Source organism: Streptomyces hygroscopicus subsp. hygroscopicus, from assembly GCF_030269125.1.
GTDB lineage: Bacteria > Actinomycetota > Actinomycetes > Streptomycetales > Streptomycetaceae > Streptomyces > Streptomyces hygroscopicus_C.
In genome coordinates this window covers 1-26,332 of record NZ_BSSM01000019.1, presented here as the reverse complement: position 1 = coordinate 26,332, position 26,332 = coordinate 1, and the positions used below count along the sequence as shown (strand labels likewise).

Sequence of the window (26,332 nt, the reverse complement as noted above, 5' to 3'; positions counted from 1 at the left end):
AGCCCGCCGTGCGGTTCGCCGACCGAGTGGAGGCGGGAGAGCGACTCGGCGCCCGCCTGGGTTTCCTGCGGGGCGAGGACGTGGTGGTGCTGGGGCTGCCGCGCGGGGGAGTACCGGTGGCCGCGCGGGTCGCCGAGGCCCTGGACGCGCCGCTGGACGTCTGCCTCGTACGCAAACTCGGCGTGCCCTACCAGCCGGAACTGGCGATGGGCGCGATCGGGGAGGACGGCGTGCGGGTGCTCAACGAGGACGTGCTGCGCGCCACCGGCGTCCGCGACGACGAACTCGCCCGTGTCGAGGAACGCGAGCGGCGGGTGCTCGCCGAGCGCGCCGAACGCTACCGGGGCGAGCGCCCGTCCGTCCCGCTCGCCGGCCGCACCGCCGTGGTCGTGGACGACGGGGTCGCCACCGGCTCCACCGCCCGCGTCGCCTGCCGGGTCGCCCGTGCGCGCGGCGCCGCCCGCATCGTGCTCGCGGTCCCCGTCGCCCCCCGCGACTTCGCCCGCCGCCTCGGCGGCGACGCCGACGACCTGGTCTGCCTGGACACCCCCTGGGACTTCGCCGCCGTCGGGCAGTTCTACGACGACTTCGCGCAGACCGAGGACGCGGAGGTCACGGCCTGTCTGCGCCGGGCCCGCCGGACGAGGGCCGGCCGGCAGACGCGTCGCACGAGCGCCGACCCGGAGGTGACGGTGCCGGCCGGCACCGTACGGCTGGGCGGGAACCTGACCCTGCCCGAGGGCGCCCTGGGCGTCGTCGTCTTCGCGCACGGCAGCGGCAGCAGCCGGCACAGTCCCCGCAACCGGTACGTCGCCGAGGGGCTGCACCGCGCCGGGCTCGGCACCCTGCTGTTCGACCTGCTCACCGACGCGGAGGCGCGTGACCGGGACAACGTGTTCGACATCCCGCTGCTCGCCGGGCGGCTGCTGGCCGCCACCCACTGGCTGCGCGCGGAACCCGCCGCGGCGGGCCTCGCCCTCGGCTACTTCGGCGCCAGCACCGGCGCGGCCGCCGCGCTGTGGGCCGCCGCCGACCCCGCGGGGCGCCCCGCCGCCGTCGTCTCCCGGGGCGGCCGCCCCGACCTCGCGGGCCCCATGCTCCCCGAGGTCACCGCGCCCACCCTGCTGATCGTCGGCGGCGCCGACCCCCTGGTCCTCGACCTCAACCGGGACGCCCGGAGCCGGCTGCGCTGCGAGAACCGGCTGGAGACCGTCCCCGGCGCCACCCACCTCTTCGAGGAACCGGGCACCCTGGAACGGGTGACCGAGCTGGCCCGCGACTGGTTCACGGACCACATGGCACCCGCGCACGTCTGACGCCATGCCCGGCAACGCGGTCACGGTGTTCCTTGCCGGCGACGTCATGCTCGGCCGGGGAGTCGACCAGATCCTCCCGCATCCCGGCTCCCCCCTCCTGCGCGAGGACTACCTCCACGACGCCCGCGACTACGTCGCCCTCGCCGAGGCCGCCAACGGCCCCATCCCCCGCCCCGTGGACTTCGGCTGGCCCTGGGGCGAGGCACTGCCCGCGCTGGAGGCCGCCGCCCCGGACGCCCGCGTCGTCAACCTGGAGACCGCCGTCACCGCGGACGGCACCTTCGCCCCGGGCAAGGCCGTCCACTACCGCATGCACCCCGCCAACCTGCCCTGCCTCACCGCCGTCCGCCCCGACGTCTGCGTCCTCGCCAACAACCACGTCCTCGACTTCGGAACCAGCGGCCTGGAGGACACCCTGACCTCCCTGGAGACGGCGGGACTGCGCACGGCGGGCGCGGGCCGCACCGCGGACACGGCCCGGCGACCGGCCGAGATCCCGCTGCCGACGGGCGGCCGCCTCCTGGTCTTCGCCTACGGCCTGCACTCCAGCGGCATCCCGGGCACCTGGGCCGCCACCGCCGAACGGCCCGGCGTGGCCCTGCTCACCGCGGGCGCGGCGGAGGACCTCGCCGACCGCCTGCGCCCGCTGCGCCGCCCCGGCGACCTCGTCATCGTCTCCCTCCACTGGGGCCCCAACTGGGGCTACGAGGTCTCCCGCGCCGAGACCCGCCTCGCCCACGCCTTCGTCGACGCGGGCGCCGACCTGGTCCACGGCCACTCCTCGCACCACCCGCGCCCCCTGGAGATCCACCGGGACCGGCTCGTGCTGTACGGCTGCGGGGACCTCGTGGACGACTACGAGGGCATCCGCGGCTACGAGCAGTACCGCGACGACCTCCGACTGCTGTACCTCGCCTCCCTCGACCCCGGCAGCGGCCGGCTCACCGGCCTCACGCTGGTCCCCTTCCAGGCCCGCCGCATGCGCCTCGAACCCGCGTCCGCCGAGGACACCGCCTGGCTGCGCACGACCCTCGACAGCCGTGCCCTGGGCGCCCGCGTCGAACGGGGAGCCGACGGCACCCTCCTCGTACGAGCCGACTAGCGCTCGTGCGCCCGCTCAGCGCCCGCCCTCGCGCAGAAACCGGCGCAGGCGCGTCAACGGCCAGGTGTTGATCACGTCGTCCGGGGTCAGCCAGCCGCGCTGGGCGGTGCCGACGCCGTAGCGCAGCTGCGCCAGCTGCGGCACCGAGTGCGCGTCGGTGTCCACCGCGAACCGCACCCCGTGCGTCCGCGCCCGCAGGATGTCCTCGTCGCCCAGGTCCAGCCGGTCCGGCTGGGCGTTGACCTCCAGCGCGGTCCCGCTGCGCGCGCAGGCCGCGAACACCTCGTCCCAGTCCGCGTCCACCCCCGTCCGCCGGCCGATCAGCCGGGTGGTGGGATGCCCGAGGACGTTCACGTACGGGTTCTCCACCGCCCGCACCAGCCGCCGCGTCATCGCCTTCCGCCCGAGGTCGAAGTGCGAGTGCAGCGAGGCCACGCACAGATCGAAACCGGCCAGGAACTCGTCCGGCCAGTCCAGGCCGCCGTCGGGCCCGATGTTCAGCTCCGTGCCGTGCAGCAGCCGCATCCGGCGGTGCTCGCCGTCCAGCTCCCGCACCCGCTGCCGCTGGGCGAGGATCTTCTCGTCCGTCATCCGCTGCATGTACAGATCGGGCGCGTGATCGGTCACCGCGTAGTACGCGTAACCGCGCCGCGCCGCCGCCTCCACCATGGCGTCGAGCGACGCCAGCCCGTCGGTGAGGTCCGTGTGCGTGTGCAGGTCACCCCGGACGTCCCGCTCGGTCACCACCCGCGGCAGCTCCCCGCGCAGCGCCGCCTCGATCTCCCCGCGGTCCTCCCGCAGCGTCGGCGGGATCCACGGCAGCCCCAGCCGCGCGTACACCTCCTCCTCGGTGCGGGACGCCACCGACTCCCCGCTCTCCGCGTCGAACACGCCGTACTCGGAGAGCTTCAGACCCTGGTGCACGGCTATCGTCCGGGTCCGGATGTTGTGCGCCTTCGAACCCGTGAAGTACTGCAACCCCGCGCCCCACGACTCCGGCGGCAGCACCCGCAGATCCACCTGGAGCCCCTTCCCGGTGCGTACGGACGTCTTCTTCGTCCCCCGTGCGATCACCTCGGCCGTGCCCGGCAGCTCGCACAGCGCTTCCATGAACGGGCCCGAGCTCTTCGCCGCCACCAGGATGTCCAGGTCCCCGACGGTCTCCCGCATGCGGCGCAGCGACCCGGCGTACGCGCACCGCCTGCACCCGGTGACCTCGTGCAGCGCGTCCACGATCTCCTCGGCGGTCTCCAGCGCCAGCGCCAGCGGCACGCGGGCCCCCGCCTGCTGCAACAGCTCGATCCCGTGCCGGATGTTCTCCTGCGTCTTCTCCCCGAACCCCTTGAGATCGGCCAGCCGGTCCGCCTCGATCGCCGCGGCCAGCTCGCTCACCGACGAGATGTGCAGGTCCTCGTAGAGCCGCAGCGCCTTCTTGGGCCCGAGCGTCGGGATGCTGATCAACTCCCGCACCCCGGCGGGGATCCTGGCCCGGCGCTCCTCGACCGCCGCCATCTTCCCCGTGCGCAGGTACTCGACCACCTTCTCGGCGATCGACCGCCCCACGTTCGGGATCTCCCGCAGCCCGTCCTCGTCTAGCTTCCCGACGTCCCCCGGATAGCCACCGATGGCACGCGCCGCCTTCTCGTAGGCACGCGCCTTGAACGCGTCGCCTCCGGTGATCGCGATGAGATCGGCGTACTCCCGAAGGACCGCCTCGACCTCGCCGTTGACCCGGGCCACATGGACAAGTCTAGGAAGCCGCCCGCGTCCGGGCACGCGAAAGGCCCCCTGCTGAGCAGGGGGCCTTCACTGGTGTCCGAGGGGGGACTTGAACCCCCACGCCCGATAAAGGGCACTAGCACCTCAAGCTAGCGCGTCTGCCATTCCGCCACCCGGACAAGGTGTCTGTCGTGCGCGGTTCTCCCTCGGCGGGGTTTCCCTCGCGGCGACGAAGGAAACATTACCAGGCTTTCGGAGGTGTCTGATCACCCCGGCTCCCCGGGCCGCCCCGCGTGAACGGCGTGTGACGGGCCGGGACCGGTCTTGGGCCGGGGCCCGACGCGGAGAGAGGATGAGGGGGACCACCAGCAGGGAAGCGGGAGGAAGCAGCGTGAGCGAGACGGACACGGCCCAGGGCGTCACCGGCGAGGACGAGGTCGTGGACCTCTGCCGCGAGCTGATCCGGTTCGACACCAGCAACTACGGCGACCACTCCGGGCCCGGCGAGCGCCGGGCCGCCGAGTGGGTCGCCGAGAAGCTGGCGGAGGTCGGCCTGGAGCCGAAGATCTACGAGTCGCACCCCGGCCGCGCCTCCACCGTGGCCCGCATCGCGGGGGAGGACCCGTCCCGGCCCGCCCTGCTGATCCACGGCCACCTGGACGTCGTACCGGCCAACGCGGACGACTGGACCCACCACCCCTTCTCCGGCGAGATCGCCGACGGGTGCGTGTGGGGGCGCGGCGCGGTCGACATGAAGGACATGGACGCGATGACGCTCGCGGTGGTGCGCGACCGGCTGCGCAGCGGGCGGCGGCCCCCGCGCGACATCGTCCTCGCCTTCCTCGCCGACGAGGAGGCCGGCGGCACCTTCGGCGCCCGGCACCTCGTCGACCACCACCCCGAGCTGTTCGAGGGCGTCACCGAGGCGATCAGCGAGGTCGGCGGCTTCTCCTTCACCGTGAACGAGCAGCGGCGGCTCTATCTGATCCAGACGGCCGAGAAGGGCATGCACTGGATGAAGCTCACGGTGGCCGGCACCGCCGGGCACGGCTCCATGATCCACCGCGACAACGCCATCACCGAGCTGTCCGAGGCCGTCGCCCGGGTCGGCCGGCACAAGTTCCCGGTGCGGGTCACCAAGACCACCCGGGCCTTCCTCGACGAACTCGGCGACGCGCTCGGCACCGAGCTGGACCCCGAGGACATGGAGGCCACCATCGCCAAGCTCGGCGGTATCGCCAAGCTGATCGGCGCGTCCCTGAGCAACACCGCCAATCCGACCCAGCTGAACGCCGGTTACAAGGTCAACGTCATCCCCGGCGAGGCCACCGCCCACATCGACGGCCGCTTCCTGCCCGGGTACGAGGAGGAGTTCCTCGGCGACCTCGACCGGCTGCTCGGCCCGCGCGTGCGCCGCGAGGACGTGCACACCGACAAGGCCGTCGAGACCGGCTTCGACGGCGCGCTGGTGGAGGCCATGCAGTCCGCGCTGCTGGCCGAGGACCCGATCGCGAAGGCGATCCCGTACATGCTCTCCGCCGGCACCGACGCCAAGTCCTTCGACGACCTCGGCATCCGCGGCTTCGGCTTCGTCCCGCTGAAGCTGCCGCCGGAGCTGGACTTCGCCGGCATGTTCCACGGCGTGGACGAGCGGGTGCCGGTGGACGGGCTCCGGTTCGGCGTGCGGGTGCTCGACCGGTTCATCGACGCGTCCTGAGACACCCGGGGCGTCCGGTCCGAGACCACTCGGATTTCGGGTGCTCGTTCGAGATCGACTCGGAAGGGTGAATGCGACCATAAGCTCGTAGCTCCATTACTCCCTCCTCGTTACAGGTGATGCGATCCCCGCACCTTGGGATCGCATTGCCAACGAGGAGGAACAATGATCAAGAAGGTCGTCGCTGCCGCGGCTGCCACCGGTGGGCTGGTTCTCGCGGGAGCGGGCCTGGCCGTCGCCGACTCCGGTGCCCAGGGCGCGGCCCTGCACTCCCCGGGTGTCGTCTCCGGCAACGTCATCGAGGCGCCCGTGCACGTCCCGGTGAGCGTGTGCGGCGACACGATCGACGTGATCGGGATCCTGAACCCCGCCTTCGGCAACGCCTGCGCCAACAGCTGACGCGGGTTCCCGAGGAGCCATCCACTCCGAGGGTCGTCTTCTACCAGCCGTCGGCCTCGGAGCGTGCTCCATGCGCTCCGAGGCCGACCGGCCTTTCCAGACAGCGAAGGCAGGGGGGTACACAGCAATGCGACAAGGAACCCGTAAGGGTCTGATGACCATGGCGGCGGCGACCGGGGTGTTCGCCGCCGCGACCGGTATGGCACACGCGGACGCGGGCGCGTCCGGCGCCGCCACCGGCTCACCCGGCGTTCTGTCCGGCAACACCGTGCAGGTGCCGGTGCACGTGCCGGTCAACGTCTGCGGCAACACCGTCAACGTCGTCGGACTGCTCAACCCGGCGATGGGCAACGCCTGCACCAACTCCGGCGGCGGCCAGGGAGGTCAGGGCCACGGCGGCTCCGGGGGCGCGCACACCGGGGGACACAGCTCCGGCTCGCCGGGCGTGGGATCGGGCAACACCGTCCAGGTGCCGATCGACGTCCCGGTGAACGTGTGCGGCAACAGCGTCGACGTCGTCGGTGTGGGCAACCCCGCAACCGGCAACGACTGCGCCAACGGCGGGGAGACGCACGGCCGTCCGCCGGGCGGCGGCACCCCCACCCCACCGGGTCACCCCGGTCACCCGGGTCACCCCGGTCACCCGAGCCACCCCGGTCACCCGAGCCACCCCGGCGGGCCGACCCAACCGGGCCAGCCGACTCGGCCGGGTACCCCGCACCACCCCGGGACCCCCGCGACCCCGCCCGCCCGGAACGTGCACGTGCCGCAGGGCTCCTCGGCGTCCCTGGGCAGCGGCCAGCTCGCGCACACCGGCAGTGACCTGCCGCTGGGCCTCGCGCTGCCGGCCGGCGCGGGCGCGCTGATCGCGGGTGCCGTGCTCTACCGCAAGGCACGGGCCGGGGCCTAGTCCGGCGGACGAGCGCGCCGCGGCGAACGGCGAGAGGGGAGCGGGCCGGCCCGTCCGGCGGGCCCGCTCCGTTCCTTTCGCGCCTTCGTCGTGCTCAGCTGTCCCGCCTCACCACGTGGCCCGCAGTTGGCGGATGATCCGCCGCCGCAACCGCACCTTCCGGCTGCCGTCGCGCAGCAGGCTCAGGCGGTCCAACTCCCAGTGTCCGTACTCGGCATGGTCCGTCAGCAGACGTGTCGTCTCCTTGCGGGACACCCCGCGAGGGACATACACGTCGACAAATTCGTATTCCGGCATCGCATCTATTGTGCGGGCTGGTGCCCGGTACGGATAGCGTCTGCACTATGTCTGATGCTGCGCAGCCCACCGCTGCCGAGGTACGCGCCGCCGCCGAGGCGATCAAGACCGCGCTCGACCGTCACCTGGCGGCGGTCGAACGCAGGTCAGGAGACGACGACCCGGCCGTCTTCGAGGCGTTCAACCAGCTGGCCGCGGCCGCCGAGGCGTACGACGAGCTGCTCTACGACCGTTACGACGAGGTCACTCCCTTCGAGATCCCCGGCGCCGACGAGACGCTGCCGCCGTACGCGGGCCCCGAGGAACCCCACGCGATCAGCGTGCTGATCCGCCGCGACTACACCGTGGCGGAACCCCAGCGGCTGCTGGCCCAGGCCGAGCGGGTCGAGGCGGCGGACTACGAGGACATCGCCGGCGTGGACGAGGACGCGGCCGGCACCGTCCCCGGGGCGCTCGGGCTCCTCTTCGGCGAGTTCGAACCGGACGAGATCGCCTCCCGGCACAAGGAGTTCGGCCTGGAGGAGGGCGACTCCACGCTGTGGGTGACCGCGGCGGAGGAGGCGCCGGAGGCCGGGGAGTGGCTGGAGGCGCCGTTCGAGCACATCGATCCACAGGCGGTGGTCTGCCGGTTCGATGTCAGCGCCGTCTTCGACGACGAGGACGACGAGGACGACGAGACCGACGACACCGACGACGCGGACACCGAGGACGACGATCTCGAGTTCGTGGACGACGAGGACCCGGACGAGGCGGACGACGAGGACGCGGGGGTCCGGGGGGCCCGGAGGTGACCTCGGGCGCGGTGCCGTGACGGCCGAGGCCGGTACGGCACCGCGGTGGTCGTACGGGGGCCGGGCCGCTTGCCGCGTCTGCGGGGCGGTGACCCTCGGTGCCCCGTGTCAGCCGTTCTGCGACTGGGTGCGCAGCAGGGTACCCAGCCTGGTGGTGCGGGGCTTGGCCGGGATGTCCGTGACGGCCCTCGGCAGGGCCTGTTCCGCGCCGTGGACCACGGACAGGTGCCGCTCGCCCCGGCCGAAGGCGGTGTACACCCACGGCCTGTTCAGCGCCTGGACGGCGTCGCCGGGCAGAACCACGATCGCCGCGGGCCAGCGCCCGCCCACCGCCTGGTGCGCGGTCAGTGCCCAGCCGTGCCGTACACACCCCTCCACCCGCTCCCGCGGTACGACCACGGGGGCGCCCGCGCAGGACAGGTGCAGGCCCTCGGCGTCGGCCTTCACCACCGTGCCCGGCAGCGCCCGGCCCGGGGCGGGGGAGTAGGCGACGCGGTCGCCGGGGTCGAAGCCGCCGAACCGGCCGGGGCCGGGGTTGAGGCGTTCCTTCAGGGCGGAGTTGAGGGCCCGGGTGCCGGCCGCGCCACCATGGCCCGGGGTGATCACCACCGTCTGTTCGGCGGGGACGCCGAACGCCCTCGGCACCGAGTCCGCGACCAACTGCACCGTCCGGTGCACGGCCTCGCCCGCGTCCCGCACCGGCACGATCACGACCTCCTTGCCGGGTGCCTCGACCTGGTTCAGCTCGCCGATGCCGATCCCGGAGACCAGCTCGCCGATCGGACCGGGGTCGGGGGTGCGGGAGGCGACCTGGGGGCAGACGCGGGCCGCGAGCAGATCGGCGAAGACCCGCCCGGGACCGGCCGACCACAGCAGCGCCGGGTCCCCGCTGAGCACCAGCCGCGCCCCGTCCGGCAACGACTCCACCAGCATCGCCGCGGTCTCCACGTCCAGTTGGGGCGCGTCGAGCACGATCAGCAGGTCCAGCTCCAGCGCCCCGTCCGCGTCCCGCCCGGACCCCTCGGCGCCGGTCAGCAGCCCGGCGACGGTGCCGATGCCCGCGCGCGCTCCGGCCGTGGGGTCCTGTCCGGCGAGGGCTCCGCCGCCGGCCCCCGCCTCTGCCGAGGGGCCCTGGCCGGCCGCACCGCCCACGCCCGCCCCCGGCCTGCCCGGCAGCGCGGCGAGGCGCTCACGGCCGTCGGGCGTATGGCACACGGCGAGGGCTCGCAGGCCCGCGTCCCGGGCGGCGGCGAGCAGGGCCGCCGGTTCCGCGCGGGAGGCTTCGCCGCCGGTGTGCAGCACCAGGCCGTGTCCGGCGACCGCGCGGGCCAGCTCGGCCGCACCGCCCGACACCCCCGCGACGACCGCCGCCCAGGCATCCTCGGCGTCCTGGGAAGGGGAGGCGACCAGCCGGGCCAGGCCGTCGGCGAGGCTCTCCTCGGCCAGGGCGTACCGCTCCAGGGCGACGAGCACCCGTACCGGGCGCTCCTCCTCCTCGTCCTCCTCCGGCGCGGCCGGGGCGCCCGGTTCCTCCAGGGCGTCCCGGAAGACCAGGGCCTCGCCCTCGGCCAGGGTGCTCCGCACGGCCGCGTCCGGGTCCGGCACGCCCTGCTTGGCCAGGGCCGCGGTGAGCGCGGGCAGTTCCAGGGCGGTGTGACCGGCGAGGGCCGCCTGCTCCAGCAGCCAGACCGTCACCGCCCGCCCCCGCCGCTCGTCGTCCGGTCCGCACCCGGCACCGAGCAGCGCCCGCGCGAAACCGTCCGCCTGTTCCGGCCGTACCCCGGGGGTCCTCAGCAACTGCCAGGGGTCCTCCCGCAGCACCTCCCCGGCCCCCTCACCGAGCGCCACCGCCGCCTGACGGGCCAGCGCCTCGGGCGCACCGCCCTCCGCCAGCACCCGGCGGACATCGTCGACCGTCCGCGGGGAAGGGCCGACCGCCACGGGGGCGGGTGCGGGCCGCGCGGGCTCCGGCGCGGGTGCCGGGCGGACCGGGGCGGCCGCGGGAGCAGGCTCGGACGTGGACCGCGCGGGCTTTGCGGACACCGTGGAGGGGGGCCTCCCGCCACCCTCCACCGCGCGCACGGCGGCCAGCAGATCGGCCGCCTTCCCGCTGAGCTTGGCGCCGCTCTCGACGGGCCCCTTCTTCTCCGCCTTCCGCCGCTCGATCCGCTCCCGCTCCACCCGCTGCGCGGCCAACTCGGCCTCCGCCTCGGACATCCCGGGCTTACCGGCGTCCTCGGACGCCGCCTGCGCGGACCCGCTGCCCGTGTCCCCGGCCTCCGCCTCGGGCACCCCGGCCGCGCCCGCGGGGCCCCGCTTCGGTTCGCCCGTCTCCCCGTCGTCCGCGCGCTCGGCCCCGCCGTCCCCCGCGAGAGCACTCCCGGCCGCGTCCCCGGCCGTCGGCGTCCCCTGCGCCTGAGGCGTCTTCGGCGTCCCGGGCCCCGTCTCCTCCGTGGTCTCCGGTTCCGTGCTCACAGCGTGCTCCAGTCGTGATCGGGATAGCGGTGCAAGGGCGCCGACACGTCGTCCAGCGCCCGGCAGATCTCGTCAGGAAGACTAAGCGCCTCCACTGACAACGCGGCCGTGAGCTGCCGCGCGGTGCGCGCGCCGACGATCGGGGCGGTGACTCCGGGGCGGTCGCGGACCCAGGCGAGGGCGACCTGGAGCGGGGTGACCGCGAGCCCGTCGGCGGCCGTGGTCACCGCGTCGACGATGCGCGTCGCCGCGTCGTCCAGATAGGGCTCCACGAACGGCGCCAGATGGTCGGACGCGCCGCGCGAGTCCGCGGGCGTCGTGTGCCGGTACTTTCCGGTCAGCACGCCCCGGCCGAGCGGCGAGGAGGGCAGCAGGCCCACGCCCAGGTCCATCGCGGCGGGCAGCACCTCGCGCTCCACGCCCCGCTGGAGCAGCGAGTACTCCATCTGCGTGCTGGCCAGCCGGGTGCGGGTGCCCGGCGCCGCGAGCTGCCAGGTGGCCGCCTTGGCGAGCTGCCAGCCGCAGAAGTTGGACACGCCCGCGTACCGGGCCCGGCCGCTGGCCACCGCTATGTCGAGGGCCTGGAGCGTCTCCTCCAGCGGGGTCCCGGCGTCGTACGCGTGGATGTGCCACAGGTCGACATGGTCCGTGCCCAGGCGCGCCAGCGAGGCGTCCAGCGCGGCGAGCAGATGCCCGCGGGAGCCGTCGAAGCGTCGCTCGGGATCGGGGACGCTGCCCGCCTTGGTGGAGATGACCAGGTCCCGGCGCGGCACCAGCCGCTCCATCAGCCGCCCGAGCAGGTACTCCGCCTCCCCGCCGCCGTACACGTCCGCGGTGTCGACGAGGGTGCCGCCGGCCTCCCAGAACGCCTTCAGCATGTCCGCGGCGTCATGCTCTTCGGTGTCCCGCCCCCAGGTGAGGGTGCCGAGCCCGATCCGGGACACGCGCAGGCCGGTACGGCCGAGATGCCTCTGCTCCATGTCGGCGAGATTACTGGCCAGAACCAGTGCGGTGGGTTGCCTGTGGACAACTCGTACGGGCCCGCACGGGGCGCAGTCCGCGCCCCCGCGCTAAGGTCTGCGCCACAGGGACGTTACTCATGGGTAAGGGGATTCGGCCATGCAACTCGGACTCAACCTCGGCTACTGGGGCGCGGGAATGGACGGGGACAATCTGGCCGTGGCCCAGGAGGCCGACCGGCTGGGCTACGCCGTGTGCTGGGCCGCCGAGGCCTACGGCTCCGACGCGGCCACCGTGCTCAGCTGGGTCGCCGCCCAGACCGAGCGCATCGACGTCGGCTCCGCCATCTTCCAGATCCCGGCCCGCCAGCCCGCGATGACCGCGATGACCGCGGCCACCCTGGACACCCTCTCCGGCGGCAGGTTCCGGCTCGGCCTCGGCGTCTCCGGACCTCAGGTCTCCGAGGGGTGGTACGGCGTCAAGTTCGACAAGCCGCTGGCCCGCACCCGCGAGTACGTCGAGATCGTCCGCAAGGCGATGACCCGCGAGCGGCTGTCGTACGAGGGCGAGCACTGGACGCTGCCGCTGCCCGGCGGTCCGGGCAAGCCGCTCAAGCTGACCGTGCACCCGCAGCGCGAGCACATCCCGCTGTACATCGCCGCGATCGGCCCGAAGAACCTGGAGCAGACCGGTGAGATCGCCGACGGCGCCCTGCTGATCTTCCCCGCCGCCGAGCACCTGGAGGAGACCACCCTCACGCACCTGCGAGCGGGCCGGGAGAAGGCGGGCAGAACCCTCGACGGCTTCGACGTGTGCCCGACCCTGCCGCTCGCCGTCGGCGACGACAAGGACGTGGCCGCGCTCGCCGACACCTTCCGCCCCTACACCGCCCTGTACGTCGGCGGCATGGGCAGCGCCAAGCAGAACTTCTACAACCAGCTCGCCCAGCGCATGGGCTACGAGAAGGAGGCCGCCGAGATCCAGCGGAAGTACCTGTCCGGGGACAAGCAGGGCGCGGCCGCCGCGATCCCGCAGGACCTCATCGACAAGACCACGCTGCTGGGTTCCGTCGACCGCATCGCCGACCGGATGAAGGCCTACGCCGACGCCGGTGTCACCACCCTCAGCCTCGCCCCCGCGGGCTTCACGCTGGAGGAGCGGCTCGCCTCCCTGCGCGCGGGCACCGAGGCCCTGGAGCGCGCCGGGCTCGCCTGAGCCGGGAGATCTTCCCCGGCCGTGGTGGGGGCTCGGGGTCTTCCCCGCCACGGCCGTCACGGGGAACAACGCGCCCGGCGGCGAGCGGTTACGACCCCGCGCCTCCCTCGTTCGGCCGAACCTGCCCGCACCCCTGTTGCGGCACCCCCGCGCCCGCATTTGAGTCGTTCTTCACGGGACGTGGAGAAAGAGGGTGACCGTCATGCTGTCGGCCAAGAGGCTGTTCCGGGAGATCCTCGACCACGACGAGTCCTTCCGGCTGTTCTGCTCCATCGCGGCCGGCGGCGAGGCCCAGGGCGGCTGGGAGAACGGCCGCATCGCCGCCCTGGTCCCGCCGAGCCAGCGCGCCCTCGCCCCCAAGATCGCCCGCCATGGCGCCGACGAGGACAAGCACGGCCGCATCTTCACCGCCCTCCTGCGCCGACGCGGTCTCACCCCGGCACCCGTACCGCCCGGGACCGACTACACGATGCTCCTGGAACGCCGCGGCATCGGCCTCTCCCACGCCCGCCTGCGCCGGGACGAGCCGCTGACCGAGCGGGACATCGTCGTCTACCTCGCCCACAGCCGCGTCACCGAGCAGCGCGCCGCCGAGCAGATGGCCCTGCTCCTGAAGCACTTCGCCGACCACCCGGAGATCGGCAGGGCCGTGCGGATGATCGCGGACGACGAGGACAACCACCTCGCCTACACCCACGAGGAGCTTTTGCGCCTCGCCGCCGCCGGACACGGCCGGTTCATCCAGCGCACCCTGCGGGCCTGCGCCCTCGCCGAGATCCGCGTCCACCGCGACGTCAGTCTCGCCGTCATGGCCCGGATGAGCCGCGTCCTGGGCTGGTCCCGCACCAGGTCCGCGCTGCTCACGGCGGGCATCCGCGCCGTCTACTGCTACGAGCGGCTCGTCGGCTGGCACCGCATGGTCACCCTCGGCATGCCCGGCCGCCGCGACCCCCTCGGCGGTCCCGTCACCCCCGCACCCGAGTTCGTCTGAGCCGGCGTGCCCGCAGGGGCACCCTCACAGCCACTCCCGCCGCTTGAACAGCCGGTACAGGACCACCTCCAGCAGCGCCATCACCAGGATCACCGCCGGGTACGACCACAGCCAGTGCAGTTCCGGCATGTGGTCGAAGTTCATGCCGTAGATCCCGGCGATCATCGTGGGCACCGCCGCCATCGCCGCCCAGGCGGAGATCTTCCGCATGTCGTCGTTCTGCCGCACGCTCGTCTGCGCCAGGTGCGCCGACAGCACGTCCGACACCAGCCGGTCGAGGCCCTCCACCGACTCGTTCACACGAGCGAGATGGTCGCCGACGTCCCGGAAGAACGGCCGAGCCTCCTCATGGACGAACGGCACCCCGGCCCCGGCGCCGAGCGGACCGGTCCCCGCCAGCCGGTTCAGCGGCAGCGCCAGCGGCCCGGTCGCCCGGCGGAACTCCACGATCTGCCGCTTGAAGCCGTAGATCCGCGAGGCGGTGTTGCGCGCGCCCCCGACCTCCGGCCGGAACACCTCCGCCTCCACCTCCTCCAGATCCGTCTGCAGCTCGGTCGCCACCTCCAGATAGCGGTCCACGATGGCGTCGGCGATCGCGTACAGCACCGCGGTGGGCCCCTTGTCGAGCATCTCCGGCTCCTCCTCCAGCCGGTGCCGCACCGCCGCCAGCGGCGAGGCCTCGCCGTGCCGTACCGTCACCACGAAGCTGTCGCCGACGAAGACCATCACCTCGCCCGCCGAGACGGTGTCGCTCGCCGCCTCGTACGCGACCGGCTTCAGCACCACGAACAGCGAACCCTCGTAGACCTCCAGTTTGGGCCGCTGATGCGCCTTGAGAGCGTCCTCCACCGCCAGCGGGTGCAGCCCGAACTCCCGGGTCACCAGGTCGAACTCCCGCTCGGACGGCTCGTACAGCCCGATCCACACGAACCCGCCCGCCGCCCGCGCCTCGGCGAGCGCGTCGGACAGGTCCTCCGGACCCTCGGTCCGCTGTCCGTGCCGGTAGACGGCGCAGTCGACGATCACGGAGCGCATTCTCCCTCCACGAGATCACCGGCGCACCACCTGATGCGCCTACCCTGGTCCGCATGCCCACGCTGATCCTCGTAAGGCACGGACGTTCCACCGCCAACACCTCCGGCGTGCTCGCCGGCTGGACCCCGGGGGTCACCCTGGACGAACGGGGCGCCGCCCAGGCCGCCGCCCTGCCCGAGCGCCTCGCCGCCCTCCCCCTGGCCGAGGTCGTCACCAGCCCCCTCCAACGCTGCCAGGAGACCGTGGCCCCGCTGCTCGCGGCCCGCCCCGGCCTGCGCGCGCACACCGACGACCGGATCGGGGAGTGCCACTACGGCGACTGGTCGGGCCGCAAGCTCGCCGAACTCAAGGACGAGCCGCTCATGGAGATCGTCCAGGCCCACCCCTCCGCCGCCGCGTTCCCCGGCGGTGAGTCCATGCGCGCCATGCAGACCCGCGCCGCCGAGGCCGTACGCGAGTGGAACGCGCGCGTCGAGCGCGACCACGGCGCCGACGCGGTCTACCTCGTGTGCTCGCACGGTGACATCATCAAATCCCTGGTCGCCGACGCCCTCGGGCTCCATCTCGACCTCTTCCAGCGGATCTCCGTGGAGCCGTGTTCCGTCACCGCGATCCGCTACACCCGCCTGCGCCCCTTCCTCGTCCGCCTCGGAGACACCGGTGACCTCGCCTCGCTCGCCCCGCGCGAGGAACACCCCGACGGCGACGCACCGGTCGGGGGCGGTGCGGGCGCACCGTGATCGTCGGCCGCAGTAGGGTGAAGCGATCCACGCCGCCGCGTATCCGCAGCGGCCCGCACACGCACCACCGAAACTCTCGACCCCATGGAGACAGGACGTGTCCCGTCAGGTGTTCCTCTACGATCCGCCGGACCGCTTCGTGGCCGGCACGGTCGGACTGCCCGGACGCCGTACGTTCTTCCTCCAGGCCATCGCGGGCCCCCGGGTGACCAGCGTGGTCCTGGAGAAGACCCAGGTCGCCGCGCTCGCCGAGCGCATGGACGAACTCCTGGACGAGGTCGTGCGCCGCAGCGGCGGCAGCGCCTCCGTCCCGGCCATGGCGCCGAGCGAGGTGGCCGACACCGCCCCGCTGGAGACCCCCGTCGAGGAGGAGTTCCGCGTCGGCACCATGGCCCTGGCCTGGGACGCCGAGGAACAGCGCATGGTCGTGGAGGCGCAGGCTCTCGTGGAGTTGGACGCCGACACCGAGGAGGACCTCGCCGAGGCCGAGGAACGGCTGCTCCAGGACGAGGAGAACGGGCCCCCGATGCTGCGGGTCCGGCTGACCGGCGCGCAGGCCCGTGCCTTCGCCAAGCGCGCCCTCGACGTCGTCAACGCCGGGCGGCCGCCGTGCCCGCTGTGCAGCCTCCCGCTCGATCCGGAAGGACACGTATGCCCGCGCCAGAACGGATACCGCCGCGGGGCGTGACGGCCGCCGACCCGGACGCGGCCGAGCTGCTCGCCCGGGGTGAACTGACCGTGCGCGGCCGTATCCGCGACGCCTCCAACGCCGCCCTGTTCTGCACCGTCGCCCAGGACGGCCGGGAAGCCACCTGCGTCTACAAGCCGGTCGCCGGGGAACGTCCCCTGTGGGACTTCCCCGACGGCACCCTCGCCGCCCGCGAGGTCGCCGCCTACGAGGTCTCCGAGGCCACCGGCTGGGGCCTGGTCCCGCCGACCGTGCTGCGCGACGGCCCCTACGGCGAGGGCATGTGCCAGCTCTGGGTCGACGTGTCCGCCGAGGCGGAACTCCTCGCCCTCGTCGACGGCGAGGAGCCCGGACCCGGCTGGAAGGCCATCGGCTTCGCCGAGGTCGGCGAGGGCCGCACCGCGCTGCTCGTGCACGCCGACGACGAGCGGCTGCGCCGCCTCGCCGTCCTCGACGCCGTGATCAACAACGCCGACCGCAAGGGCGGCCACCTGCTGCCCACCGCCGACGGCCGGCTCTACGGCATCGACCACGGCGTCACCTTCCACACCGAGGGCAAGCTGCGCACCCTGCTGTGGGGCTGGGCCGGCGAACCCCTCACCGCCGAGGCCGTCGAGGTCCTCCAGGGACTCCGCGACGCCCTGGACGGCGACCTCGGCGAGCGTCTCCAACCCCTCGTCACCGCCGCGGAACTCGACGCCACCCGCGCCCGCGTCGCCGCCCTGCTCGCCTCCGGAGTGCACCCGGAACCCGGCGGCGAGTGGCCGGCGATCCCCTGGCCGCCCGTGTGAACCACCCGTGAGGACGGGCCGGCGTGGCCGGTGAGCACAGTGCGATCGAAGATACAAGAGCGCACAACCGGCCATCCGACGCGATCCCGGTCGTGTTCGCGACGCACGGCCGGTTAGGCTCATGTACATGCATGCCTGGCCCGCTTCCGAGGTCCCCGCCCTGCCTGGTCAGGGCCGCGACCTGAGGATCCACGACACCGCGACCGGCGGCCTGGTCACCCTCCAGCCCGGTCCCGTCGCCCGCATCTACGTCTGCGGCATCACCCCGTACGACGCGACCCACATGGGTCATGCGGCGACCTACAACGCGTTCGACCTCGTCCAGCGCGTGTGGCTCGACACCAAGCGGCAGGTCCACTACGTCCAGAACGTCACCGACGTCGACGACCCCCTCCTCGAACGCGCGGAGCGCGACGGCGTCGACTGGGTCGCCCTCGCCGAGAAGGAGACCGCCCTCTTCCGCGAGGACATGACCGCTCTGCGGATGCTCCCGCCGCGGGAGTACATAGGCGCCGTCGAGGCGATACCCGGCATCGTCCCGCTCGTGGAGCGGCTGCGCGACCTCGGCGCCGCCTACGAGCTGGAAGGCGACGTCTACTTCTCCGTCGAGTCTGACCCGCACTTCGGCTCGGTCTCGCACCTCGACGCCGCCGCCATGCGGCTGCTGTCCGCCGAGCGCGGCGGCGACCCGGACCGTCCGGGCAAGAAGAACCCCGTCGACCCGATGCTGTGGATGGCGGCCCGCGAGGGCGAGCCCAGCTGGGACGGCGCCTCCCTCGGCCCCGGCCGCCCCGGCTGGCACATCGAGTGCGTGGCCATCGCCCTCGACCACCTCGGCATGGGCTTCGACGTCCAGGGCGGCGGCTCCGACCTCGCCTTCCCGCACCACGAGATGGGCGCCTCGCACGCTCAGGTGCTCACCGGCGAGTTCCCCATGGCCAAGGCGTACGTCCACGCCGGCATGGTCGCCCTGCACGGCGAGAAGATGTCCAAGTCCAAGGGCAATCTGGTCTTCGTCTCCCAGGTGCGCCGCGACGGCGTCGACCCGGCGGCGATCCGCCTCGCCCTGCTCGCCCACCACTACCGCGCCGACTGGGAGTGGACCGACCAGGTCCTCCAGGACGCCGTGGACCGCCTCACCCACTGGCGCGCCGCGGTCTCCCGCCCCGACGGCCCCTCCGCCGACGCCCTGGTCGAGGAGATCCGCGACGCCCTGTCCCACGACCTGGACGCCCCGGCCGCCCTGGCCGCGGTGGACCGCTGGGCCGAGCGGCAGGAGTCCGAGGGCGGTACGGACACCGGCGCGCCCGGCCTGGTCACGAGGGCGGTGGACGCGCTGCTGGGCGTGGCGCTGTAGGTCTTCGCCCGATACGCGCACGCGACAGCGCGAGGGGGCGGCTCCCGGTGGGGAGCCGCCCCCTCGCGCTGCTCGTTCAGGTCTCCGAGCCGTCGCCCTCGTCGCCGTCGTCCTCCGCGGAACCGCTCGCGGTATCCGGTTTGGACGGGCGCGCCTTGCCGCCCGGTGCGTCCCGGCGCCGCAGATACCGCTCGAACTCCCGCGCGATGGCCTCGCCGGAGGCCTCCGGCAGCTCCGCGGTGTCCCGGGCCTCCTCCAGCGTCTGGACGTACTCCGCGACCTCGCTGTCCTCCGCGGCCAGCTGGTCCACGCCGACCTGCCAGGCCCGCGCGTCCTCGGGCAGCTCGCCCTGCGGGATGCGCAGGTCCAGCAGGTCCTCCAGACGGTTCAGCAGCGCCAGCGTGGCCTTGGGGTTGGGCGGCTGCGAGACGTAGTGCGGCACCGCCGCCCACAGCGACACCGCCGGCACCCCGGCGTGCGCGCACGCCTCCTGGAGGACCCCGACGATGCCCGTCGGCCCCTCGTACTTCGTCTCCTCCAGGTCCATCCGCTGCGCCAGGTCCGTGTCCGACGTGACCCCGCTGACCGGCACCGGACGTGTGTGCGGCGTGTCCCCGAGCAGCGCCCCCAGGACCACCACCAGCTCCACGCCCAGCTCGTGCGCGAAGCCGAGCAGCTCGTTGCAGAACGAGCGCCACCGCATGGACGGCTCGATGCCCCGCACCAGCACCAGGTCGCGCGGCTTGTCGCCGCCGACGCGGACCACCGACAGCCGGGTCGTCGGCCAGGTGATCTTGCGTACCCCGCCCTCCATGAACACCGTCGGCCGGTTCACCTGGAAGTCGTAGTAGTCCTCGGCGTCCAGCGCCGCGAACACCTCGCCCTTGAACTCGCGTTCCAGATGCGCGACCGCCGTGGAGGCGGCGTCACCGGCATCGTTCCAGCCCTCGAACGCGGCCACCATGACTGGGTCGATCAGCTCGGGAACCCCCTCCAGCTCGATCACCCAGTGCCTCCTTCCGACGTGCCCTTGCTTGACTCACCAACCTTACGGCGTCCGGCAAGGGCGTCCGCAGTCCCCTTGTAGGGGGCAGTGAACGGATCACTGCCCCGCGCTCCCCGCTCGAACACCCCTCGCACCCCGGAGAAACCCCCGGACCCGTGGGCGCGCGGAAGGGACGGCCCGTGCGTCACGCGCCGCCCCTCCCCGGTGCCCCGCGGACTACTTCCCGTCGAGCAGACCCTGGACCTTCGCCCGGACCTCGTCCGTGGCCAGGCCGCGGATCGTCAGCGTGGTACGGCGGCGCAGCACGTCGTCCGCCGTCTCGGCCCACTCGTGGTCGCGGGCCCACACGACCTGCGCCCAGATCTCCGGCGCGTCCGGGTGCACCCGCTGCGCCAGCTCGGGGTTCTCGTTCGCCAGCCGGGCGATGTCGAACGCCAGCGAGCCGTAGTGGGTCGCCAGGTGCTTGGCGGTGTCGGCGCCCATCCGGGGGCCCGGCGCCGGGTGGTCCACCAGCAGCCGGTGCGCGACCGCGCGCGGGTTGGCGACACCGGGCAGCGGGAGCTTCTTCGGCAGCGAGGAGATCGGCTCGAAGTCGTCGCCCAGCGGGTGGCCCGGCAGCGACTCCAGCTTCTTCATGACCGTACGACCGATGTGCCGGAACGTGGTCCACTTGCCGCCCGCGACGGACAGCATGCCGCCCTTGCCCTCGGTCACCACCGTCTCGCGCTTGGCCTTCGCGGTGTCGCCGGGACCGCCCGGCAGCACCCGCAGACCGGCGAACGCGTACGTGATCAGGTCCTTCTTCAGCTGCTGGTCCCGGACGGAGAACGCGGCCTCGTCCAGGATCTGGGCTATGTCCCTGTCGTTGACGGAGACGTCCGCCGGGTCGCCCTCGTACTCCTCGTCGGTGGTGCCGAGCAGCAGCATGTCCTCCCAGGGGAGGGCGAAGGTGATCCGGTACTTGTCGATCGGCGTCGCCAGCGCGGCCTTCCACGGCGAGGTCCGCTTCAGGACCAGGTGCGCGCCCTTGGACAGGCGGATGGACGGCGCCGCGTTCGGGTCCTCCATCCTGCGCAGGTGGTCGACCCACGGGCCGGTCGCGTTCAGCACCAGACGGGCGTCGACGCCGAACTCGTCACCGGACCGCCGGTCCCTCAGCTCCGCGCCCGTCACCCGGCCCCGGGTGAAGCGCAGGCCGGTGACCTCGGCGTGGTTCAGCACGACCGCGCCCGCGTCGACGGCCGCGCGGACCGTCATCAGCGCCATGCGCGCGTCGTTCATCTGGTCGTCGCCGTAGACGGCCACGGCCTTGAGGTTCTCGGTACGCAGCTCGGGCACGTCCTGCGCCGCCTTGGCGGGAGAGAGCAGGTGGCCGACGCCGTCGCCGAACGCGGACAGCGCCGAGTAGGCGAAGACGCCCGCGCCGAGCTTCGCCGCGCCGTGCGGGCCGCCCTTGTACACGGGGAGGTAGAAGGTCAGCGGGTTCGCCAGGTGGGGGGCCACCTGGCGGGAGACCGCGCGGCGCTCGAAGTGGTTCTCCGCCACCAGCTTCACCGCGCCGGTCTGTAGGTAGCGCAGACCGCCGTGGAGCAGCTTGGAGGAGGCGGAGGACGTGGCACCGGCGAAGTCGCCGGCGTCGACCAGCGCCACCCTGAGCCCGGACTGCGCGGCGTGCCAGGCGGTGGAGATGCCCAGGATGCCGCCGCCGATCACAAGAAGGTCGTACGACGCCTTGGAGAGCTGCTCCCTGGTCTCGGCGCGACTCGGATTGGAGCCGGAGGCCGGGTGCGTTCCCAGGGCAGGCACGGACTGCAGGGTGGACTGACTGGTCATGTGGGGTACTTACTCCTCGTCAGAGCGGTCTGAGCGGAACGAGGCCGCTCAGCTCTCGTCCTCGAGCCAGCCCATGGTCCGGTCAACGGCCTTGAGCCAGTTCTTGTACTCACGGTCGCGGGTCTCCGCGTCCATGCGGGGGGTCCACTCGGCGGCCCGGCGCCAGTTGGCGCGCAGCTCGTCGGTGCTGGACCAGAAGCCGACGGCGAGGCCGGCGGCGTAGGCGGCGCCGAGGCAGGTGGTCTCGGCGACCATCGGGCGCACCACCGGTGCGTCCAGGACGTCGGAGAGCGTCTGCATCAGCAGGTTGTTGGCGGTCATGCCGCCGTCGACCTTGAGGGTGGCCAGCTCGACGCCCGAGTCCTTGGTCATGGCGTCGGCGATCTCCCGGGTCTGCCAGGCGGTGGCCTCCAGGACGGCGCGCGCGAGGTGCGCCTTGGTGACGTACCGGGTCAGACCGGCGATCACACCGCGGGCGTCGGAACGCCAGTGCGGGGCGAACAGGCCGGAGAAGGCCGGCACGAAGTAGGCGCCGCCGTTGTCCTCGACCGAGAGCGCGAGCGTCTCGATCTCGGCGGCGGTGGAGATCAGGCCCATCTGGTCACGCATCCACTGCACCAGCGAACCGGTGACGGCGATCGAGCCCTCCAGGGCGTAGACCGTGGGCTGCTCGCCGATCTTGTAGCCGACGGTGGTCAGCAGACCGGCGTACGAGTTGATGATCTTGTCGCCGGTGTTCATCACCATGAAGGTGCCGGTGCCGTAGGTCGACTTGGTCTCGCCCTGGGAGAAGCAGGTCTGGCCGAACAGGGCCGCCTGCTGGTCGCCGAGCGCGGAGGCCACCGGGATGCCGCCCAGCAGGTCGCCGAGCTTGCCGCCGGTGACCTCGCCGTAGACCTCGGCGGAGGAGCGGATCTCCGGCAGGATCTGCAGCGGCACGCCGATGGATTCGGCGATCTTCGCGTCCCACTGCATCGTGTGCAGGTTCATGAGCAGGGTGCGCGACGCGTTGGTGACGTCGGTGACGTGCTTGCCGCCGTTGACACCGCCGGTCAGGTTCCAGATGACCCAGGTGTCCATGGTGCCGAAAAGGATGTCCCCGGCCTCGGCGCGCTCCTTGAGGCCCTCGACGTTGTCGAGCAGCCAGCGGGCCTTGGGGCCGGCGAAGTAGGACGCCAGCGGCAGACCGGTCTCGCGGCGGAAGCGGTCCTGGCCGACGTTGCGGCCCAGCTCCCGGCACAGGGCGTCGGTGCGGGTGTCCTGCCACACGATGGCGTTGTGGACGGGCTCACCGGTGTTCTTGTCCCACAGCACGGTGGTCTCGCGCTGGTTGGTGATGCCGATGGCCTTGATGTCGTCGCGGGTGATGCCGGCCTTGGCGACGGCTCCGGCGACGACCTCCTGGACGTTGGTCCAGATCTCGTTGGCGTTGTGCTCGACCCAGCCCGGCTTCGGGAAGATCTGCTCGTGCTCCTTCTGGTCGACGGAGACGATACGGCCGTCCCGGTCGAAGATGATGCAGCGCGAGGAGGTCGTGCCCTGGTCGATCGCCGCGATGAAGGGGCCTGCGGTGTGGGCGTCGGTCACTGTGTGCTCCTGAAGGGTCCGTGGTGAGAGGGGCTGAACGTACGGCGCGTGCGCGGAATCCGTGTGGGGGTTCCGTCAGAAGGCGACGTTGTAGATACCCGCCGCGATGGCGGCGCCGATCAGCGGGCCGACCACCGGGATCCAGGCGTAGCTCCAGTCGGAGCCGCCCTTGTTGGGCAGCGGCAGCAGGGCGTGCACGATGCGCGGTCCGAGGTCACGGGCCGGGTTGATCGCGTAGCCCGTCGGGCCGCCGAGGGACAGACCGATGGCCACCACCACGAACGCGGTGATCAGTCCGCCGAGCGGGCCGAGGCCGTTGCCCTGGTTGTTCAGGCCCTGCGTGAGGACCGCGAGGATCAGCACGATGGTGCCGATGATCTCCGTGACGAGGTTCTGCGCCACGTTCCGGATCTCCGGGCCGGTGGAGAAGATGCCGAGGACCGGGCCGGCACCCTGCTCCTGGGCCTCCACCGCCTTGGCCGACGTGGCCTGGGCGCCCGGACCGCCGACGATCTCCTTGTCGGTCAGGTGCGCGTGGAACTGGCCGTAGTAGGCGAGCCACACCAGGACCGCACCGATCATGGCCCCGAGCAGCTGGCCGCCGAGGTAGTACGGAACGTCGCTCCAGTCGCTGTTCTTGATGGCCAGGGCGACGGTCACGGCCGGGTTCAGATGGGCGCCGGAGAGCGGCGCGGAGATGTACACGGCCGTCATGACCGCGAAGCCCCACCCGAAGGCGATGGCGAGCCAGCCGGCGTTACGGGCCTTGGAGGCCTTCAGCGTGACGGCGGCACACACGCCGCCGCCGAGCAGGATGAGTATGGCGGTACCGAGGGTCTCGCCGATGAAGATGTCGGAGCTGGACACCCGCGACTCCTTTGTCCTTCGTCCAGGGGTAAGCGAACCCCGGTCCCATCGGGGGTTCTGGTGCCCTCGGGGTGAGAGCGATGCCGGCCCTTGGCGCTGTCACACTCTAACGCGTATTGCCGGTAGGTGTTCGACAATGCCGACCGATGGACGGGAGTCTCGCTTCGGTGTTACGCGTGCGTCAAGGGTTCTCTTATCGAAAACCGGATCGTTATTGATCGCCGCCGGCTATCACTCTTCGCTACGCTATGCAGTTTTCGCCCCTGTATGTCCATTTCAGGGTAGGGCGAGAACCGGAACGCCGCCCGGCGTCCCGGTCATACCCACAACGGAGCGTGATCCCTCAGAAACCCTCAGAACCGTCCGGCGCCCAGGTCCCGGGAGACTGCTCGGGCGCAGTCGCGCACCGCGGCGATCAGCTCGGGCCGCAGCTCGCCGTCCCGGCACAGGCGCTCCACCGCACCCGTGATGCCGACCGCGCCCACGGGCATCCGGCGGCGGTCGTGGACGGGCGCGGCGATCGACGCCACTCCCTCCCACGTCTCCTCCACGTCGGCCGCGTAGCCCCGCGCGCGCGTGAGGTCGAGGATGTGCTCGAACTCCGCCGCGTCGCACACCGTGCGGTCGGTGAAGGCCTTGCGCTCGGCCTCCAGCGCCTCGCTGTGCGCCACCGGGTCGTAGGCGGCCAGCACCTTGCCGAGCGCCGTGCAGTGCAGGGGCTGCATGGCCCCGATCTCCAGCACCTGCCGGCTGTCGTCGGGCCGGAAGACGTGGTGCACGATCAGCACGCCGTGCTGGTGCAGCACCCCCAGGTGCACGCTCTCCCCGCTGGAGCGGGCCAGGTCGTCCGTCCATACCAGGGCACGCGCCCGCAGCTCGTGGACGTCCAGATAGGTGGTGCCCAGGCGCAGCAGCTCCGCGCCCAGCTGATAGCGGCCCGAGGCGTCGTCCTGCTCCACGAACCCCTCGTGCTGGAGGGTGCGCAGGATCCCGTGCGCGGTGCCCTTGGCGAGGCCGAGCGAGGAGGCGATGTCCGACAGCCCGAGCCGTCGCTCGCCGCCCGCGAGCAGCCGCAGCATCGCGGCCGCGCGTTCGAGCGACTGGATGTTCCGTGCCATCGCCGTCCTGCCTCCGTCCCCTTCGACTGCCGAAACGCAGTGCGGGCGAAGCGCCGCCAACTTCCCGCGCTTCACTACCACCGTTCGGCAATGTCGAACACTACCGGTCCATGTCGACCTCCCGCTAATGGTCGGTCGACACCTGTTACATCACATGTGGCCCGCGCTTGGCGGCGAGGCCATCGGCGTCCGTCACGTGGACGCCTGTGCCCATCCAAGCCCACACCCGGTTAGTCTGGCGCCGTGCAGCCCTCCCGCCCGTCGAGGGGGCACCGCATAGCCGACAGCCGTCGCACCTTCAGGGAGCCCCTACATGGCCTCGTTGCCAACGTCCCCTACCGCCGACAGCCGGACCCGTGCGTCCGCGCTCCGAGAGGCGCTCGCCACCCGCGTGGTGGTCGCCGACGGAGCCATGGGCACCATGCTCCAGGCCCAGGAACCCACCCTGGACGACTTCCAGCAGCTCGAAGGCTGCAACGAGATCCTGAACCTCACCCGCCCGGACATCGTCCGCTCCGTCCACGAGGCGTACTTCGCCGTGGGCGTCGACTGCGTCGAGACCAACACCTTCGGGGCCAACCACTCCGCCCTCGGCGAGTACGAGATCTCCGACCGCGTCCACGAACTGTCCGAGGCCGGCGCGCGCGTCGCCCGCGAGACCGCCGACGCCTTCACCGCCCGCGACGGCCGCCCCCGCTGGGTGCTCGGCTCCATGGGCCCCGGCACCAAGCTGCCCACCCTCGGCCACGCGCCCTACCCCACCCTGCGCGACGCCTACCAGCGCAACGCCGAGGGCCTGATCGAAGGCGGCGCCGACGCCCTCCTCGTGGAGACCACCCAGGACCTGCTGCAGACCAAGGCGTCGGTCATCGGCGCCCGGCGTGCCCTGGACGCCCTCGGCCTCGACCTCCCGGTGATCGTCTCGGTCACCGTCGAGACCACCGGCACCATGCTGCTCGGCTCCGAGATCGGCGCCGCGCTCACGGCCCTGGAGCCGCTGGGCATCGACATGATCGGCCTCAACTGCGCCACCGGCCCGGCCGAGATGAGCGAGCACCTGCGCTACCTCACCCGGCACTCCCGCATCCCGCTGTCCTGCATGCCCAACGCCGGCCTGCCCGTCCTCGGCAAGGACGGCGCCCACTACCCGCTGACCGCTCCGGAGCTGGCGGACGCCCAGGAGACGTTCGTCCGGGAGTACGGCCTCTCGCTCGTCGGTGGCTGCTGCGGTACGACTCCGGAGCATCTGCGTCAGGTGGTGGAGCGGGTCCGGGGCCTGACTCCGCCGGTTCGTGACCCGCACCCCGAGCCGGGCGCCGCGTCGCTGTACCAGTCGGTGCCGTTCCGGCAGGACACGTCGTATCTGGCGATCGGCGAGCGCACGAACGCGAACGGGTCGAAGAAGTTCCGCGAGGCCA

The 26,332-nt window shown here is 72.6% G+C and carries 23 protein-coding genes and 1 tRNA gene; 13 read left to right on the top strand and 11 right to left on the bottom strand.

Features of this window, described 5'->3' with window-relative positions; all coding sequences use genetic code 11:
• The first annotated feature begins 8 nt into the window (after positions 1-8).
• Together QSK45_RS32200 and QSK45_RS32195 are read left to right on the top strand one after the other, a co-directional pair.
• The gene (locus QSK45_RS32200; protein WP_285562433.1) at positions 9-1,316 is read left to right on the top strand and encodes a phosphoribosyltransferase; all 1,308 of its coding nucleotides are present in this window, start codon (positions 9-11) and stop codon (positions 1,314-1,316) included.
• A 4-nt stretch (positions 1,317-1,320) separates the two neighbouring features.
• Complete coding sequence (locus QSK45_RS32195) at positions 1,321-2,418, top strand: CapA family protein (protein WP_285562432.1); 1,098 nt, start codon at positions 1,321-1,323, stop codon at positions 2,416-2,418.
• Positions 2,419-2,433: 15 nt separating this feature from the next.
• Here the strand turns inward: QSK45_RS32195 and polX are convergent, their stop codons facing one another.
• Entirely contained in the window at positions 2,434-4,158 is a 1,725-nt protein-coding gene (gene polX, locus QSK45_RS32190) for a DNA polymerase/3'-5' exonuclease PolX (RefSeq protein ID WP_285562431.1), read from the bottom strand.
• A 70-nt stretch (positions 4,159-4,228) separates the two neighbouring features.
• Positions 4,229-4,316: transfer RNA gene (locus tag QSK45_RS32185), tRNA-Leu, on the bottom strand.
• A 212-nt stretch (positions 4,317-4,528) separates the two neighbouring features.
• Between QSK45_RS32185 and QSK45_RS32180 the strand changes: the two genes are divergently transcribed.
• The 3 genes from QSK45_RS32180 to QSK45_RS32170 all read left to right on the top strand — a co-directional run bounded on the left by QSK45_RS32180 (position 4,529) and on the right by QSK45_RS32170 (position 7,163).
• Entirely contained in the window at positions 4,529-5,854 is a 1,326-nt protein-coding gene (locus QSK45_RS32180) for a M20/M25/M40 family metallo-hydrolase (protein ID WP_285562430.1), read from the top strand.
• A 165-nt stretch (positions 5,855-6,019) separates the two neighbouring features.
• The gene (locus QSK45_RS32175) at positions 6,020-6,253 is read left to right on the top strand and encodes a chaplin (protein ID WP_285562429.1); all 234 of its coding nucleotides are present in this window, start codon (positions 6,020-6,022) and stop codon (positions 6,251-6,253) included.
• Between the two features lie 127 nt (positions 6,254-6,380).
• Complete coding sequence (locus QSK45_RS32170) at positions 6,381-7,163, top strand: chaplin (RefSeq protein WP_285562428.1); 783 nt, start codon at positions 6,381-6,383, stop codon at positions 7,161-7,163.
• A 108-nt stretch (positions 7,164-7,271) separates the two neighbouring features.
• On the opposite strand, the gene QSK45_RS32165 is transcribed toward QSK45_RS32170, so the two are convergent.
• Positions 7,272-7,460, bottom strand: a complete 189-nt coding sequence (locus QSK45_RS32165; RefSeq protein ID WP_037661951.1) for a DUF5703 family protein — start codon at positions 7,458-7,460, stop codon at positions 7,272-7,274.
• A 47-nt stretch (positions 7,461-7,507) separates the two neighbouring features.
• Between QSK45_RS32165 and QSK45_RS32160 the strand changes: the two genes are divergently transcribed.
• The gene (locus QSK45_RS32160) at positions 7,508-8,251 is read left to right on the top strand and encodes a hypothetical protein (protein WP_285562427.1); all 744 of its coding nucleotides are present in this window, start codon (positions 7,508-7,510) and stop codon (positions 8,249-8,251) included.
• A 108-nt stretch (positions 8,252-8,359) separates the two neighbouring features.
• Here the strand turns inward: QSK45_RS32160 and QSK45_RS32155 are convergent, their stop codons facing one another.
• A complete protein-coding gene (locus QSK45_RS32155; protein WP_285562426.1) occupies positions 8,360-10,726 on the bottom strand; it encodes a helix-hairpin-helix domain-containing protein in 2,367 nt (788 codons plus the stop codon).
• Positions 10,723-11,706, bottom strand: coding sequence for an aldo/keto reductase (locus tag QSK45_RS32150; RefSeq protein WP_285562425.1), 984 nt, complete (start codon positions 11,704-11,706; stop codon positions 10,723-10,725). Before QSK45_RS32150 ends, QSK45_RS32155 begins: the two co-directional genes overlap by 4 nt.
• 139 nt (positions 11,707-11,845) lie before the next feature.
• Between QSK45_RS32150 and QSK45_RS32145 the strand changes: the two genes are divergently transcribed.
• Together QSK45_RS32145 and QSK45_RS32140 are read left to right on the top strand one after the other, a co-directional pair.
• The gene (locus tag QSK45_RS32145; RefSeq protein WP_285562424.1) at positions 11,846-12,901 is read left to right on the top strand and encodes an LLM class F420-dependent oxidoreductase; all 1,056 of its coding nucleotides are present in this window, start codon (positions 11,846-11,848) and stop codon (positions 12,899-12,901) included.
• 202 nt (positions 12,902-13,103) lie between these two features.
• The gene (locus tag QSK45_RS32140; RefSeq protein ID WP_285562533.1) at positions 13,104-13,892 is read left to right on the top strand and encodes a ferritin-like domain-containing protein; all 789 of its coding nucleotides are present in this window, start codon (positions 13,104-13,106) and stop codon (positions 13,890-13,892) included.
• A gap of 24 nt (positions 13,893-13,916) precedes the next feature.
• On the opposite strand, the gene corA is transcribed toward QSK45_RS32140, so the two are convergent.
• Positions 13,917-14,918, bottom strand: coding sequence for a magnesium/cobalt transporter CorA (gene corA / locus QSK45_RS32135; protein ID WP_285562532.1), 1,002 nt, complete (start codon positions 14,916-14,918; stop codon positions 13,917-13,919).
• A 62-nt stretch (positions 14,919-14,980) separates the two neighbouring features.
• Here corA and QSK45_RS32130 point away from each other — a divergent pair, with 62 nt between their 5' ends.
• The 4 genes from QSK45_RS32130 to mshC all read left to right on the top strand — a co-directional run bounded on the left by QSK45_RS32130 (position 14,981) and on the right by mshC (position 18,503).
• Complete coding sequence (locus tag QSK45_RS32130; protein ID WP_285562423.1) at positions 14,981-15,667, top strand: histidine phosphatase family protein; 687 nt, start codon at positions 14,981-14,983, stop codon at positions 15,665-15,667.
• Between the two features lie 97 nt (positions 15,668-15,764).
• Complete coding sequence (locus QSK45_RS32125) at positions 15,765-16,355, top strand: DUF3090 domain-containing protein (RefSeq protein ID WP_285562422.1); 591 nt, start codon at positions 15,765-15,767, stop codon at positions 16,353-16,355.
• The gene (locus QSK45_RS32120; protein WP_285562421.1) at positions 16,319-17,146 is read left to right on the top strand and encodes an SCO1664 family protein; all 828 of its coding nucleotides are present in this window, start codon (positions 16,319-16,321) and stop codon (positions 17,144-17,146) included. The genes QSK45_RS32125 and QSK45_RS32120 overlap by 37 nt, the downstream gene beginning before the upstream one ends.
• Positions 17,147-17,273: 127 nt before the next feature.
• A complete protein-coding gene (gene mshC / locus QSK45_RS32115; RefSeq protein WP_285562420.1) occupies positions 17,274-18,503 on the top strand; it encodes a cysteine--1-D-myo-inosityl 2-amino-2-deoxy-alpha-D-glucopyranoside ligase in 1,230 nt (409 codons plus the stop codon).
• Positions 18,504-18,579: 76 nt separating this feature from the next.
• On the opposite strand, the gene QSK45_RS32110 is transcribed toward mshC, so the two are convergent.
• The 5 genes from QSK45_RS32110 to QSK45_RS32090 form a co-directional block, all read right to left on the bottom strand.
• Positions 18,580-19,509, bottom strand: a complete 930-nt coding sequence (locus QSK45_RS32110; protein ID WP_285562419.1) for a PAC2 family protein — start codon at positions 19,507-19,509, stop codon at positions 18,580-18,582.
• Between the two features lie 216 nt (positions 19,510-19,725).
• A complete protein-coding gene (locus QSK45_RS32105; RefSeq protein WP_285562418.1) occupies positions 19,726-21,342 on the bottom strand; it encodes a glycerol-3-phosphate dehydrogenase/oxidase in 1,617 nt (538 codons plus the stop codon).
• 48 nt (positions 21,343-21,390) lie between these two features.
• Positions 21,391-22,929: a glycerol kinase GlpK gene (glpK, locus tag QSK45_RS32100; protein ID WP_285562417.1), complete on the bottom strand. Its 1,539-nt coding sequence runs from the start codon at positions 22,927-22,929 to the stop codon at positions 21,391-21,393.
• 75 nt (positions 22,930-23,004) lie between these two features.
• Positions 23,005-23,796: an MIP/aquaporin family protein gene (locus tag QSK45_RS32095; protein ID WP_285562416.1), complete on the bottom strand. Its 792-nt coding sequence runs from the start codon at positions 23,794-23,796 to the stop codon at positions 23,005-23,007.
• Positions 23,797-24,149: 353 nt separating this feature from the next.
• Complete coding sequence (locus QSK45_RS32090) at positions 24,150-24,914, bottom strand: IclR family transcriptional regulator (protein WP_285562415.1); 765 nt, start codon at positions 24,912-24,914, stop codon at positions 24,150-24,152.
• Between the two features lie 313 nt (positions 24,915-25,227).
• Here QSK45_RS32090 and QSK45_RS32085 point away from each other — a divergent pair.
• Positions 25,228-26,332: homocysteine S-methyltransferase family protein (locus QSK45_RS32085; protein WP_285562414.1), on the top strand; the 1,105-nt coding region annotated here is incomplete at its 3' end.